This is a genomic window from uncultured Azohydromonas sp. (assembly GCF_937926365.1).
Classification (GTDB): Bacteria; Pseudomonadota; Gammaproteobacteria; order Burkholderiales; family Burkholderiaceae_C; genus Azohydromonas.
In genome coordinates this window covers 1-14059 of the sequence record NZ_CALAOH010000245.1, presented here as the reverse complement: position 1 = coordinate 14059, position 14059 = coordinate 1, and the positions used below count along the sequence as shown (strand labels likewise).

Annotated in this window: 12 protein-coding genes; 3 read left to right on the top strand and 9 right to left on the bottom strand. The window is 68.8% G+C overall.

Annotation, left to right across the window (positions count from 1 at the left end; all coding sequences use genetic code 11):
• Positions 1-102: 102 nt before the first annotated feature.
• The 8 genes from bioD to scpA all read right to left on the bottom strand — a co-directional run bounded on the left by bioD (position 103) and on the right by scpA (position 10902).
• Positions 103-834, bottom strand: a complete 732-nt coding sequence (gene bioD, locus Q0741_RS27055; RefSeq protein ID WP_298236301.1) for a dethiobiotin synthase — start codon at positions 832-834, stop codon at positions 103-105.
• A complete protein-coding gene (bioF, locus tag Q0741_RS27050) occupies positions 831-2039 on the bottom strand; it encodes an 8-amino-7-oxononanoate synthase (protein ID WP_298236300.1) in 1209 nt (402 codons plus the stop codon). The genes bioD and bioF overlap by 4 nt, the downstream gene beginning before the upstream one ends.
• Positions 2005-3405, bottom strand: coding sequence for an adenosylmethionine--8-amino-7-oxononanoate transaminase (gene bioA, locus Q0741_RS27045; RefSeq protein ID WP_298236299.1), 1401 nt, complete (start codon positions 3403-3405; stop codon positions 2005-2007). Before bioA ends, bioF begins: the two co-directional genes overlap by 35 nt.
• A gap of 168 nt (positions 3406-3573) precedes the next feature.
• Entirely contained in the window at positions 3574-4041 is a 468-nt protein-coding gene (locus Q0741_RS27040; RefSeq protein ID WP_298236298.1) for a VOC family protein, read from the bottom strand.
• The gene (gene accC / locus Q0741_RS27035; protein WP_298236297.1) at positions 4041-6068 is read right to left on the bottom strand and encodes an acetyl-CoA carboxylase biotin carboxylase subunit; all 2028 of its coding nucleotides are present in this window, start codon (positions 6066-6068) and stop codon (positions 4041-4043) included. Before accC ends, Q0741_RS27040 begins: the two co-directional genes overlap by 1 nt.
• Before the next feature lie 23 nt (positions 6069-6091).
• Entirely contained in the window at positions 6092-7624 is a 1533-nt protein-coding gene (locus tag Q0741_RS27030; RefSeq protein WP_298236296.1) for an acyl-CoA carboxylase subunit beta, read from the bottom strand.
• Positions 7625-7668: 44 nt separating this feature from the next.
• The gene (gene meaB / locus Q0741_RS27025) at positions 7669-8679 is read right to left on the bottom strand and encodes a methylmalonyl Co-A mutase-associated GTPase MeaB (protein WP_298236295.1); all 1011 of its coding nucleotides are present in this window, start codon (positions 8677-8679) and stop codon (positions 7669-7671) included.
• A 69-nt stretch (positions 8680-8748) separates the two neighbouring features.
• Complete coding sequence (gene scpA / locus Q0741_RS27020) at positions 8749-10902, bottom strand: methylmalonyl-CoA mutase (protein ID WP_298236294.1); 2154 nt, start codon at positions 10900-10902, stop codon at positions 8749-8751.
• Between the two features lie 133 nt (positions 10903-11035).
• Between scpA and Q0741_RS27015 the strand changes: the two genes are divergently transcribed.
• Complete coding sequence (locus Q0741_RS27015) at positions 11036-11686, top strand: GntR family transcriptional regulator (RefSeq protein ID WP_298236293.1); 651 nt, start codon at positions 11036-11038, stop codon at positions 11684-11686.
• A gap of 119 nt (positions 11687-11805) precedes the next feature.
• Here the strand turns inward: Q0741_RS27015 and Q0741_RS27010 are convergent, their stop codons facing one another.
• Entirely contained in the window at positions 11806-12531 is a 726-nt protein-coding gene (locus Q0741_RS27010; RefSeq protein WP_298236292.1) for a nitroreductase, read from the bottom strand.
• 84 nt (positions 12532-12615) lie between these two features.
• Here Q0741_RS27010 and Q0741_RS27005 point away from each other — a divergent pair, with 84 nt between their 5' ends.
• Both Q0741_RS27005 and Q0741_RS27000 read left to right on the top strand, forming a co-directional pair.
• Positions 12616-13509 carry a LysR family transcriptional regulator gene (locus Q0741_RS27005; protein WP_298236291.1) on the top strand — a complete coding sequence of 298 codons (894 nt, stop codon included), beginning with the start codon at positions 12616-12618 and terminating at the stop codon, positions 13507-13509.
• 144 nt (positions 13510-13653) lie between these two features.
• A partial coding sequence (locus Q0741_RS27000; protein ID WP_298236290.1) for an FAD-dependent oxidoreductase occupies positions 13654-14059 on the top strand: 406 nt, incomplete at its 3' end.

The following is a 14059-nucleotide window of genomic DNA, read 5'->3' as shown; positions in this document are numbered from 1 at the left end:
CGGCAGGCACCGTGCGGCGCAGGGAGTCAACGGAAATGGTGGCAACGGTGCTCATGGCGTCCTTACTGCTCGGCAATGGGTTCTGAACAAGGGGGTGGATTGTCACTCCAGGCCGAACAGGCTCTGGAGAACGGCGCCGTGCAGGTGCTGCGCGACGGCGGCCGGGTCGGGGTTGGCGAGATGCGGCACCACGCCCAGGCAGGGTGTCTGGTAGCGGCGTGAAAGTTCATCCCGCAGCGTCTCGACGTTGCGCTGCAGGTACGGCATGTCGGGGTCGATGAGGTTGCCCACCCAGCCCGCCAGGCGCAGCCCGCGCTGGGCCAGGCCGTCGGCGGTGAGGATGGCGTGGTTCAGGCAGCCCAGGCGCAGGCCGACCACCATCACCACGGGCAGGCCCAGCGCGCGCATGAGCTGCGTGCTGTCCCAGTCGGCGCCCAGCGGGATCACCAGCCCGCCCGCGCCCTCGACCACGATGAAGTCCGCCCGCTGCGCCACCGCCTGCGCTCCGCGCAGCAGCGCCACGCGGTCGATGCTCACGCCGTCGATCTCGGCGGCGATATGCGGCGCGCAGGCCGTGTGCAGCTGGCAGGGGCCGATCAGCGACGCGGGCAGCGGCACGCTGCCGGCGCGGCGCAGCTGTTCCACGTCCTCGTTGAAGAGCCGGCCCTGGTCGTCGCGCTCCAGGCCCGAGGCCACGGGCTTGTAGCCGGCGGCGCGGTGGCCGCGCTGGCCCAGCCAGTGCAGCAGCGCCGCGCTGACGTGGGATTTGCCCACGCCCGTGTCGGTGCCGGTGACGAAGCAGCCGCGCAGGCCCTCGTGGGCCACGCCGCTCATCGCGCTTCTCCCATGGCCTGCGCCAGTGCCAGCAGCAGCTGCTCCACCTGCGCCGGCGTGTGCCCGGCGCTGAGCGTGATGCGCAGCCGCGCCGTGCCCACCGGCACCGTGGGCGGACGCATCGCCGGCACGTACAGGCCGCGCCGGCGCAGCGCCGCGGACAGGTTCAGCGCCGTGTCGTTGTCGCCCACGATCAGCGGCTGGATCGCGGTGGGGCTCTCGCCCAGCTTCCAGCCCGGCTGCACCTCCACCAGCGCCCGCAGCCCGGTACGCAGCTGCTCGATCAGTCCCAGCAGCCGCGCGCGCCGCGCCCGGCCCTCGGGGCTTTCGATCAGCTTCAGGCTCGCCAGCAGCGTGTGCGCCAGCGCCGGCGACGAGGCCGTGGTGTAGATGAAGGAACGCGCCTTCTGGATCAGCCACTCGATGATGGCCGGGTGCGCCACCACGAAGGCGCCCGATACGCCCGCGGCCTTGCCCAGCGTGCCCATGCAGATCAGCCGCTCGCTGCGCAGGCCGAAATGCTCCACCGAGCCGTGGCCCGATTCGCCCAGCACGCCCAGGCCATGCGCGTCGTCCAGGATCAGCCAGGCATCGTGCGCCTCGGCCAGTTTCAGCAGTCCGGGCAGGTCGGCGATGTCACCGTCCATGCTGAACACCGCGTCCGTCACGATCAGCTTGATCGGCGTGGTGCAGGCGGCGAGCTGCTGCGCCAGCACGTCCAGCCGCCCGTGCGCGTAGCGCTTGACCTCGCCCTCCGCCAGCCGCGCGCCGTCGATGAGCGAGGCATGGTTGAGCTTGTCGCAGAAGAGGGTGGCGCTGCCGTCGCCCAGCGCCGTGGTCAGCGCCAGGTTGGCCTCGAAGCCGCTGCCCATCAGCAGCGCGCGCGCGTGCGGGATGTGCGGCGCGAACCAGCGCGCGACGAGTTCCTCCACCTGCGCGTGCGGCCGCATGTGGCCGCTGACCAGGTGCGAGGCGCCGCTGCCGGTGCCCCAGCGCCGAGCGCCCTCGGCCATGGCCTCGATCAGCGCGGGGTGGTGCGCCAGGCCCAGGTAATCGTTGCTGCAGAAGGCCAGCAGCGGCTCGCCGCCCTGCTCGCCCTCGAAGGACTGCTGTGGCGTGCAGGGCGACTCCGCCGTGCGCAAGCGGCGGCGCAGCGCCGCGGCGTCGAGCTCAAGCAGTCGGCGGTTGATGTGTTGGATCAGCATCGGGGTGCTCCAGCACGTCCGTGAGCGTGGCCTGCACGCGCTGCGCCAGCCAGGCCGACAGCGCCTCGTCCAGCACGTAGGGCGGCATGAGGTACACGGTGCGGCCGATGGGGCGGATCAGCAGCTCCCGCCGCCGGCCCGCCAGGTGGAAGCGCTCGGCGAAGTTGCCGCCCGCATGCTCGGCCCGCACGTCGAAGGCCCAGATCATGCCCCGCTGCCGTGCATGTTCGACGCGAGGGTCATTGAGCAGCGGTTGCAGCGCCCGCGTCAGCGCCTCGGCCTGCACGGCGTTGCGGCCCAGCACGTCCTCCTGGTCGAAGCGGTCGAGCACCGCCAGCGCCGCGCGGCAGGCGAGGGCGTTGCCGGTGTAGGAATGCGAGTGCAGGAAGCCGCGTGCCACATCCTCGTCCAGGAAAGCCTGGTAGACGGCATCCGTGCTCAGCACCAGCGACAGCGGCAGGAAGCCGCCGCTGATGCCCTTGGACAGCGTGATGAAGTCCGGCCAGGCGGCGCGGCGCTCGGCGTCCGAGGCGCCCTCGGGCAGTGCCTGCTCCCAGGCAAAGAAAGTCCCGGTGCGCCCGCAGCCCACCGCGATCTCGTCGGCGATCAGGTGCACGTCGAAGCGCGTGCACAGCGCGCGCAGCGCGCGCAGGTACGACGGGTCGTGCATCGCCATGCCGGCGGCGCCCTGCACCAGCGGCTCGACGATGACGGCGGCGATGCGCTCGCCGCGCTCGCGCAGCAGCATCTCCACCTCGCCCACCGCGCGCGCCGCCACGTCGGCCGCGCTCTCGCCGGGCTGTGCCTGGCGGGCGTCGGGCGACATCACCTGGTGCGCGCGCATGAGCAGCGGGTCGTAGGCGTCGCGGAACACCTTCACGTCCGTCACCGCCAGCGCGCCCAGCGTCTCGCCGTGGTAGCCCTGCCTGAGGCAGACGAACTCGCCCTTGCCGGCACGGCCGCGGTTGCGCCAGTGATGGAAACTCATCTTCAGCGCGATCTCGACGGCCGAGGCGCCGTCGCTGGCGAAGAAGGCGTGGCCCAGCGCGCCGCCGGTGCGCGCCGAGAGCCGTTCGGCCAGCTCGACCGCCGGCGCGTGGGTGCAGCCGGCCAGCATCACGTGCGGCAGGGTGTCGAGCTGCTCCTTGAGGGCCGCGGCGATGCGGGCATCGGCGTGGCCGAAGAGGTTGACCCACCAACTGCTGAGGGCGTCGAAGTAGCGCTGGCCCTCGGCGTCAAACAGCCAAGGGCCCTGGCCGCGGACCATGGGCAGCGGCGGCACGGCGGTGGCCGCGCGCTGCATCTGCGTACAGGGGTGCCAGAGGCTCGCAAGGCTGCGGCGCTGCCACTCGGCGTTGGTGGTCATGGGGTCTGCTTCCCTTCAAGAACAATCCAAAAGGCTCCCGAACTCCAAGGGCCGGTTCGGGCTGGGATGCCGCCGACGGGGCCGGCGCCAGAGCCTTGGCGGCCCTGCCCCACGACATCCCAGGGTGGACGGGCCGTGGGGACCCGTCCGCCGCAGCCTGGATTGTCCTCAACCCAGGGCCTGCACCACTTCAGGCGGGGCCTGGACCAGCTCGATCAGCACGCCTTCGCCGCCCACCGGGAACTCGTCGTTGCCCTTGGGGTGGATGAAGCAGATGTCGTAGCCCGCGGCGCCCTTGCGGATGCCGCCCGGGGCGAAGCGCACGCCGTTGGCCGCCATCCACTCCACGGCCTTGGGCAGGTCGTCCACCCACAGGCCCACGTGGTTCAGCGGCGTGGCGTGCACGGCCGGCTTCTTCTGCGGGTCCAGCGGCTGCATCAGGTCCACCTCGACGGCGGTGGGGCCGCTGCCGAGGGCGCAGATGTCCTCGTCCACGTTCTCGCGCTCGGAGACGAAGGTGCTCTTGACCTGCAGGCCCAGCATGTCCACCCACAGCGACTTCAGCTTGCCCTTGTCAGGGCCGCCAATGGCGATCTGCTGGATGCCCAGGATGCGGAAGGGTTTCGTGCTGCTCATCACTTGAACCTCAGGATGGGCTGGTCCACGGCCAGGCTCTCGCCCTTGCCGGCCAGCACGGCGTCCACCACGCCGTCCTGCGCCGCCACGAGGATGTTCTCCATCTTCATGGCCTCGATGATGGCCAGGCGCTCACCGGCCTGTACCGACTGGCCCGGCTGCACCAGCAGGTCCGCCAGCAGGCCCGGCATGGGCGACAGCAGGAACTTCGACGTATCGGGCGGTGCCTTGTAGGGCATGAGCTTGGCGAGCTCGGCGTTGCTGGGCGTCAGCACCATGGCCTCGATCACCAGGCCGTTGTGCGCCACGCGCAGCCACACGCCCCTGCGCTCGATCTGCGCGGTGAATTCCTGGCCGTTGCAGGTGCCCGAGGCGCGGATGCTGCCGATGGCCCAGTCCTTGGCCAGCTCGTAGCGCTTGCCGCCGACCGTCACGGCCAGCACGCCGTTGGGCTTGACCGTCACGTTGCGGTACTGGTGCTTGCCCTGCTCGCCCTTGACGATGACGACGAACTCCTCGCCGATGCCCACGTTGTGGCCCTTGAGCTGGCCGCTGATGCCGGCCGAGCGCTCCAGGAAGCGGCGGTTGGCCGCGGCGGCCAGCGCCACCAGGAAGTCCGAGTCCTCGTGCGGCACGTCCGAGGCGTTGAAGCCCTTCGGATAGTGCTCGGCGATGAAGCCGGTGTTGAAGTCGCCCGCGACGAACTTCGGGTGCGCCAGCAGCGCCGACTGGAACGGGATGTTGCTGGAGATGCCGCGGATGACGAAGCCGTTGAGGGCCTCGCGCATCTTGCGGATGGCGTCCATGCGGTCGGTCCCGTGCACGATGAGCTTGGCGATCATCGAGTCGTAGAACATCGGGATCTCGCCGCCTTCCTCGACGCCGGTGTCCACGCGCACGCCGCCGCCTTCGACGCCGGGCTGCGAGGCCACCAGGTCCTGCGCCGGGGGCTGGAAGCGCACCAGGCGGCCGGTGGAGGGCAGGAAGTTGCGGAAGGGATCTTCCGCGTTGATGCGGCACTCGATGGCCCAGCCGTCACGCTTGACGTCGGCCTGCGTGAAGCTCAGCTTCTCGCCCGCGGCCACGCGGATCATCTGCTCCACCAGGTCCAGGCCGGTGATGCACTCGGTGACCGGGTGTTCCACCTGCAGCCGGGTGTTCATCTCCAGGAAGTAGAAGGACTGGTCCTTGCCGACCACGAACTCCACCGTGCCCGCGCTCTGGTACTTCACGGCCTTGGCCAGGGCCACGGCCTGCTCGCCCATGGCGCGGCGGGTCTCGTCGCTGATGAAGGGCGAGGGCGCTTCCTCGATCACCTTCTGGTGGCGGCGCTGGATCGAGCACTCGCGCTCGTTGAGGTACACCACGTTGCCGTGCGCGTCGCCCAGCACCTGGATCTCGATGTGGCGCGGCTCCTCGACGAACTTCTCGATGAAGACGCGGTCGTCGCCGAAGCTGTTGCGCGCCTCGTTGCGGCAGGAAGCAAAACCTTCGAAGGCCTCCTTGTCGTTGAAGGCCACGCGCAGGCCCTTGCCGCCGCCGCCGGCGCTGGCCTTGATCATCACCGGGTAGCCGATGTCCTTGGCGATGGACACGGCCTGCTCGGGCGACTCGATGGCGTCGTTCCAGCCCGGGATGGTGTTGACCTGGGCTTCCTTGGCGAGCTTCTTGGAGGCGATCTTGTCGCCCATGGCCGCGATGGAGTAGTGCTTCGGGCCGATGAAGACGATGCCTTCCTCCTCGACGCGGCGCGCGAAGTCCTCGTTCTCCGACAGGAAGCCGTAGCCCGGGTGCACGGCCTCGGCGCCGGTGCTCTTGCACGCGGCGATGATCTTGTCGGCCACGAGGTAGGACTCGCGCGAGGGCGCCGGGCCCAGCAGCACGGCCTCGTCGGCCAGTTCCACGTGCAGGGCGTCCTTGTCGGCCTCGGAGTACACCGCCACGGTGGCGATGCCCATCTTCTTGGCCGCCTTGATGACGCGGCAGGCGATTTCGCCGCGGTTCGCGATCAGGATCTTCTTGAACATAGTTACCTCTCCTGCAGTCCCGATCACAGCGGAATGTTGCCGTGCTTGCGCCACGGGTTGTCGAGCTGCTTGTCCTTGAGCATCACCAGCGAGCGGCAGATGCGCTTGCGCGTCTCGTGCGGCTGGATCACGTCGTCGATGAAGCCGCGCGCGCCCGCCACGAAGGGGTTGGCGAAGCGGGCCTTGTACTCGGCCTCCTTGGCCGCCAGCTTGGCCGGGTCGCCCTTTTCCTCGCGGAAGATGATCTCCACCGCGCCCTTGGCGCCCATCACCGCGATCTCGGCGTTGGGCCAGGCGAAGTTGACGTCGCCGCGCAGGTGCTTGGAGCTCATCACGTCATAGGCGCCGCCGTAGGCCTTGCGGGTGATGACGGTGATCTTGGGCACCGTGCACTCGGCATACGCGTACAGCAGCTTGGCGCCGTGCTTGATGATGCCGCCGTACTCCTGGGCGGTGCCGGGCATGAAGCCGGGCACGTCCACGAAGGTGACCACGGGGATGTTGAAGGCGTCGCAGAAGCGCACGAAGCGCGCGGCCTTGATGGAGCTCTTGATGTCCAGGCAGCCGGCGAGCACCTGCGGGTTGTTGGCGACGATGCCCACGCTCTGGCCGTCCATGCGCGCGAAGCCCACCACGATGTTGGCGGCGTAGTCGGGCTGCAGCTCGAAGAAGTCGCCATCGTCAACCACCTTGGCGATGAGCTCCTTGATGTCGTAGGGCTTGTTGGGGTTGTCCGGCACCAGGGTGTCGAGCGAGAAGTCCAGCCGCGTGGCGGAGTCGCCCGAGGGGCGCACCGGGGGCTTTTCCTTGTTGTTCAGCGGCAGGTAGTTGAAGAAGCGCCGCAGCATCAGGATGGCTTCGACGTCGTTCTCGAAGGCCAGGTCGCACACGCCGCTCTTGGTGGTGTGGGCCGAGGCGCCGCCGAGCTCCTCGGCGGTCACTTCCTCGTGCGTCACGGTCTTCACCACCTCGGGGCCGGTGACGAACATGTAGGAGCTGTCCTTCACCATGAAGATGAAGTCGGTCATGGCCGGCGAGTACACCGCGCCGCCCGCGCAGGGGCCCATGATCAGGCTGATCTGCGGGATCACGCCCGAGGCCATCACGTTGCGCTGGAACACGTCGGCGTAGCCGCCCAGCGAGGCCACGCCTTCCTGGATGCGCGCGCCGCCGGAGTCGTTGAGGCCGATCACCGGGGCGCCGACCTTCATGGCCTGGTCCATGATCTTGCAGATCTTCTCGGCGTGGGCCTCGGACAGGGCGCCGCCGAACACGGTGAAGTCCTGGCTGAACACGAACACCAGGCGGCCGTTGATCATGCCGTAGCCGGTGACGACGCCGTCGCCGGGGATCTTGTTGTCCGCCATGCCGAAGTCGGCGCAGCGGTGCTCGACGAACATGTCCCACTCTTCGAAGGTGCCTTCGTCGAGCAGCAGCTCGATGCGCTCGCGCGCCGTGAGCTTGCCCTTGGCGTGTTGGGCGTCGATGCGGCGCTGCCCGCCGCCCAGGCGCGCCTTGGCGCGCTTGTCTTCGAGCATCTGCTGGATGTCGTGCATGGGGTACCTCTCCTCGTACGTCGGTCGATCCGTGACCGTTAGATTCAGTTGAACAGTTCCAGCAGCCGGCGCGCGGCCACCGAGGCGGCGACCTCGCCGGCGCGCACCTGTTGCGAGAGCACCGGCAGCGAGGCCTGTACGGCCGGGTGCTGACGGAAGCGTTGCTTGAGCCCGGCGTCGATGCGTTCCCACATCCACGCCTGGTCCTGGTGGTGGCGGCGCGCGGCGAAGCGGCCGTTGGCGGTCTGCAGCTCGCGGTAGCGGCTCACCGCGGCCCAGAACTCGGGCAGGCCCTGGGCCTTGAGGGCCGAGAGCTGCAGCACCTGCGGCTGCCACAGCGTCTGGTCATGCGCGGCATGGTGGGGGTCGCCGTGCTGGCCGAACAGGCGCAGCGCGCTGGTGATCTGCGCGCGCGCCCGCGTGGCGGCGTGGGCGTCGATGTCGGCCTTGTTGATGACCACCAGGTCCGCCAGCTCCATCACGCCCTTCTTGATGGCCTGCAGGTCGTCGCCGGCATTGGGCAGCTGCAGCAGCACGAACATGTCGGTCATGTTCGCCACCGCCGTCTCGCTCTGGCCCACGCCCACGGTCTCGACGATGACGACGTCGTAGCCCGCGGCCTCGCACACCAGCAGCGACTCGCGCGTCTTCTCCGCCACGCCGCCGAGCGTGCCGCCCGAAGGGGAGGGGCGGATGTAGGCGCGCTCGTCGGCCGAGAGCTGTTCCATGCGGGTCTTGTCGCCCAGGATGGAGCCGCCGGAGACGCTGGAGGAGGGGTCCACCGCCAGCACCGCCACGCGGTGGCCCTGGTTGATCAGGAACAGGCCCAGCGCCTCGATGAAGGTGCTCTTGCCCACGCCCGGCACGCCCGAGATGCCCAGGCGCAGCGACTTGCCGCTGTGCGGCAGCAGCCCGTTGAGCAGCTCGTCGGCGCGCGAGCGATGGTCGGCGCGTGTCGATTCGAGCAGCGTGATGGTCTTGGCGATGGCACGGCGCTGCGCGGGGCCGGGTGGGCCCAGCACGGCATCGGCCAGGGCCTGGTTGGACAGGCTCATGGATGGGTGGGTACTGCGGTGTTGGAGCTTAGGCGGCGCTGGGCGCCGCCTCCTTGCCTTGGCTCAGGCTCAGCGCTGCGCAGCCTTGATCTGCTCCAGCACGTCCTTGGCGCTGGCCGGGATCGGGGTGCCCGGGCCGTACACGCCCTTGACGCCGGCATCGAACAGGAAGCCGTAGTCCTGCTGCGGGATCACGCCGCCGACGAAGACGATGATGTCGTCCGCGCCCTGCTTCTTGAGCTCGGCGATGATGGCCGGCACCAGCGTCTTGTGGCCGGCGGCCAGCGTGGAGATGCCCACGGCGTGCACGTCGTTCTCGATGGCCTGGCGCGCGCACTCCTCGGGGGTCTGGAACAGCGGGCCCATGTCCACGTCGAAGCCCAGGTCGGCGAAGGCCGTGGCCACCACCTTGGCGCCGCGGTCATGGCCGTCCTGGCCCAGCTTGGCGATCATCACGCGCGGACGCCGGCCGGCTTCCTGCGCGAAGGCGTCGATCTCGCCGCGCAGCTTTTCCCAGCCCTCGGCGCTGTCATAAGCGGCTGCGTACACACCGGTCACCTTCTGGATGTCGGCGCGGTGGCGGCCGAACACCACCTCCAGCGCGTCGCTGACTTCGCCCACGGTGGCGCGGGCACGGATGGCGTCGATGGCCAGGCCCAGCAGGTTGCCGTTGCCTTCACGCGCGGCGGCGGTCAGCGCCTCCAGCGCGGCCTGCACCTTCTGGCCGTCCCGCGTGGCCTTGATCTGCTGCAGGCGCGCGATCTGGGCCTCGCGCACCTTGACGTTGTCCACTTCCAGGATCTCGACCGGATCTTCCTTGGCGAGCTTGTACTTGTTGACGCCGACGATCACGTCCTTGCCCGAGTCGATGCGCGCCTGCTTCTCGGCGGCGCTGGCCTCGATCTTGAGCTTGGCCCAGCCCGAGTCCACCGCCTTGGTCATGCCGCCCATGGCCTCGACCTCCTCGATGATGGCCCAGGCCTTGTCCGCCATCTCCTGCGTCAGCTTCTCCATCATGTAGGAGCCGGCCCACGGGTCCACCACGCTGGTGATGTGGGTCTCTTCCTGGATGATGAGCTGCGTGTTGCGCGCGATGCGGGCCGAGAACTCGGTGGGCAGCGCGATGGCTTCGTCGAGCGAGTTGGTGTGCAGGCTCTGCGTGCCGCCGAACACCGCGGCCATGGCCTCGATGGTGGTGCGCACAACGTTGTTGTACGGGTCCTGCTCCGTCAGGCTCCAGCCGGAGGTCTGGCAGTGCGTGCGCAGCATCAGGCTCTTGGGCTTCTTGGCGTTGAAGCCCTTCATGATCCGGCACCACAGCAGACGCGCCGCGCGCATCTTGGCGATCTCCAGATAGAAGTTCATGCCGATGGCCCAGAAGAACGAGAGGCGACCGGCGAAGTCGTCCACGTCCAGGCCCTTGGCCAGCGCGGTCTTCACGTACTCCTTGCCGTCCGCGAGCGTGAAGGCCAGCTCCAGCGCCTGGTTGGCGCCGGCTTCCTGCATGTGGTAGCCGGAGATCGAGATCGAGTTGAACTTCGGCATGTTCTTCGCCGTGTACTCGATGATGTCCCCGATGATCCGCATGCTCGGCTCGGGCGGGTAGATGTACGTGTTGCGGACCATGAACTCCTTGAGGATGTCGTTCTGGATGGTCCCGGACAGCTTGTCCTGCGACACGCCTTGCTCTTCGGCCGCGACGACGTAGCCCGCGAGCACCGGCAGCACGGCGCCGTTCATGGTCATGGAGACACTGACCTTGTCCAGCGGGATGCCGTCGAACAGGATCTTCATGTCCTCCACCGAGTCGATGGCCACGCCGGCCTTGCCCACGTCGCCGGTGACGCGCGGATGGTCGCTGTCGTAACCACGGTGCGTAGCCAGGTCGAAGGCCACCGACACGCCCTGGCCGCCCGCGGCCAGCGCCTTGCGGTAGAACGCGTTGGACTCCTCGGCGGTGGAGAAGCCCGCGTACTGGCGGATGGTCCACGGGCGCACCGCGTACATCGTGGCCTGCGGGCCACGGATGAAAGGCTCGAAGCCCGGCAGCGTGTCGGTGAAGGGCAGCCCCTCGACGTCGGCAGCGGTGTACAGCGGCTTGACGGCAATGCCCTCGGGCGTGGTCCAGGTCAGCGCATTCACGTCGCCGCCGGGGGCCGACTTGGAAGCGGCCTGGGCCCATTGCTGCAGGGTGGCACGGTTGAACTCGGGGGCGGACGACATGGATAAGGACTCCTCGCGCTCAGGCGGCGTTTCGAACTTGTCATCCATCATACAAGATGCATAATTCAAAATTCAACCCGACGCCTTGAAAATGCCTGAGACCGCTTCCAGCCCCGCTTTCACTGCCACTTCGGTGGCCAAGTCCGTGGCCGCGCCGCTGGCACAGCGTCCGCTGTACCAGGAGGTGGCCGAACACCTGCGGCAGCAGATCTTCAGCCGCGAGCTCGAACCCGGCAGCTGGATTGATGAGCAAAAACTCACGGCCGCGCTGGGTATCAGCCGCACGCCGCTGCGCGAGGCGCTGAAGGTGCTGGCGGTCGAAGGCCTGGTGACGATGAAGCTGCGCCGCGGCGCCTACGTCACCGAGGTGTCGGCGCAGGACGTGTCACAGGTTTATCACCTGCTGGGCGTGCTGGAGAGCGATGCCGCGGCCGAGGTGGCGCGCAAGGCGAGCGACGCGGAGCTGGCCGAGCTCAACAAGCTGCACGAGCAACTGGAGGCGCAGGCGCAGCAGCGCGATGCCTTCTTCGCCATCAACGAGGAATTCCACCACCGGCTGCTGCAGATCGCGGGCAACCGCTGGCGCAGCCAGATCGTGAACGACCTGCGCAAGGTCATGAAGCTCAACCGCCACCATTCGCTGTTCCGCCAGGGCCGCGTGGCCGAGTCGCTGGCCGAGCACCGCGCGCTGGTGCAGGCGCTGCTGGCGCGCGACGCCGAGCAGTCGCAGGCGCTCATGCGGGCGCATTTCGAGAACGGGCTGGCGGCGGCGTCGGCGGGGTAGGGCGGGCTGCCCGAGGACAGCGCGGTTCGGTTCCCTGGCAACCGAAAGCTCGGTCGCCTGTTTCGCCATGCCCGCGAAGGCGGGCGTGGCGAAACAGTGAGCGCAGCGCCTTGGCCGTGTCACTCCTCGTGGAACCGCGTGAAGCCCTCCACCGGCTCCCGCTCCGTGACCAGCGTGTTCTCGACCCGGTCCGGGTCCGCATGGCCCAGGCTCATGCCGCAGACCAGCAGTTGCCCGTCGGGGAGGCCCAGCTCGCGGGCGATGATGCGGTGGAAGAGGGTGAAGGCCGCCTGCGGGCAGGTGTCCAGGCCGCGGCCCCGCGCCGCGACCATGACGCTCTGCAGGAACATGCCGTAGTCGATGAAGCTGCCTTGCTCCATCACCCGGTCCACCGTGAACATCAGGCCCACCGGCGCATCGAAGAAGCGGTAGTTGCGCCCGTGCTGTTCGTGCATGCGGGCCTTGTCGCCCTTGGCGATGCCCAGCAGGCCGTACAAGTCCCAGCCGACCTTGCGGCGCCGGTCCACGTAGGGCGAAACCCACTCGCGCGGGTAGTAGGCGTAGGGCTCTTCAAGTGCCGCGTGCTGTGCCGGATCGTCGTAGGCCCGCAGCACCGCCGCGCTGACGCGATCCTTGGCCGCGCCGGTGAGCACATGCACCTGCCACGGCTGCGTGTTGGTGCCGGAGGCGGCGTGCCGCGCCACTTCCAGGATCGCCTCGATCTCCTCGCGCGGCACGGGCGTGGGCAGGAAGGCACGAATGGAACGGCGGGAGACGATGGCCCAGTCCACCGCGTCGCTCAGGAGCTTGCTCTCGATGGGAGGGGGAGGTGTGAGTCGCTTCATCGGCGCGCATCCTAAAACGGCGACCCGGGTCCGCCCGGCCGGCGCGCTACGCTGCCGGGTCAACCACTTTTGACCCCCGAACCCGTGAAGATCGATTTCGACGGCGTCCAGGCTTTCGTCGTCATCGCCGAGCTGGGCGGTTTCAACAAGGCCGCCCACGAACTGCACATCACCCAGACGGCCCTGACCCGGCGCCTGCAGAAGCTGGAGGCCTACCTGGGCATGCGGCTGCTCGACCGCACCACGCGCCGCGTCGAGCTCACCGCCGTGGGCCGCGAATTCCTGCCCCAGGCGCGCGGCATCGTGCAGGAGATGACCGCGGCGGTGGAGCGGCTCAAGGACATCTCGCAGCGGGCCAAGGGCAACTTCACGCTGGCCTGCATCCCGTCCATGAGCTCGCACATCCTGCCCCAGGTGATACGCCGCTATGCCGAGTCGTACCCGGGCAACCGCATCCGGCTGCTGGACGGCGCGTCGAGCGAGGTCCGCGAGGCGGTGCTCGGCGGGCAGGCCGAGCTGGGCATCGCCGTGCACGAGGAATCGCACGCGGACCTCGCGGAGACGGCGCTGTTCTCCGACCCGCTGGCCTTCATTTGCCGCGAGCCGCATCCGCTGCAGGACCGCAAGACCCTCACCTGGGCCGACATGCGCGACGTCGATCTCATCGGCGTCAGCAGCTTCGTGGCCACGCGGGTGTTCATGGACTACCAGCTGGCCAAACGCGGCATCCGGCTGCAAGGCAACTACGAGGTGCAGCACCACGCCACGGCCCTGAACCTCGTGGCCGCCGGGGTGGGCAGCGCCATCCTGCCCTCGTCCACCTTCAAGGAGGGCGACCGCCCGGGCCTGCGCAAGATCACCATCACGCAGCCTACGGTCAAGCGCAAGGTGGTGGTGCTGCGCCGGGCACGCGGCAGCCTCTCGCCGGCGGCCGAGGCCTTCCATGAGCTGCTGCGCAAGACGCCGCTGGAGTTGTGATACGGGCTTTCAGCGTTCGAGAATCTGGTGAGACTCGTGTGAGTCATTGATGCCCAACCCGCAATAGTTCAGACCTGTTTTTCATTTCCCAGCACAATCCCATCCCGGAACAATCCGCCCATTCAGTTTTCGAGGCGGGTTCCCATGAGTACCGATGTGCTGGTGATAGGCGGCGGCAACGCGGCGCTGTGTGCGGCCCTGATGGCGGCCGAGGCCGGGGCGAGCGTGCTGATGCTGGAGGCTTCGCCGCGCGAGTGGCGCGGCGGCAATTCGCAGCACACGCGCAACCTGCGCTGCATGCACGACGCGCCGCAGGACGTGCTGGTCGATGCCTATCCCGAGGAGGAGTTCTGGCAGGACCTGCTCAAGGTCACGGGCGGGCTGACCGACGAGCACCTGGCGCGGCTGACCATCCGCGCCTCGAGCAGTTGCCGCGACTGGATGCGCAAGCACGGCGTGCACTTCCAGCCGCCGCTGTCCGGCGCGCTGCACGTGGCGCGCACCAACGCCTTCTTCATGGGCGGCGGCAAGGCGCTGGTCAATGCCTACT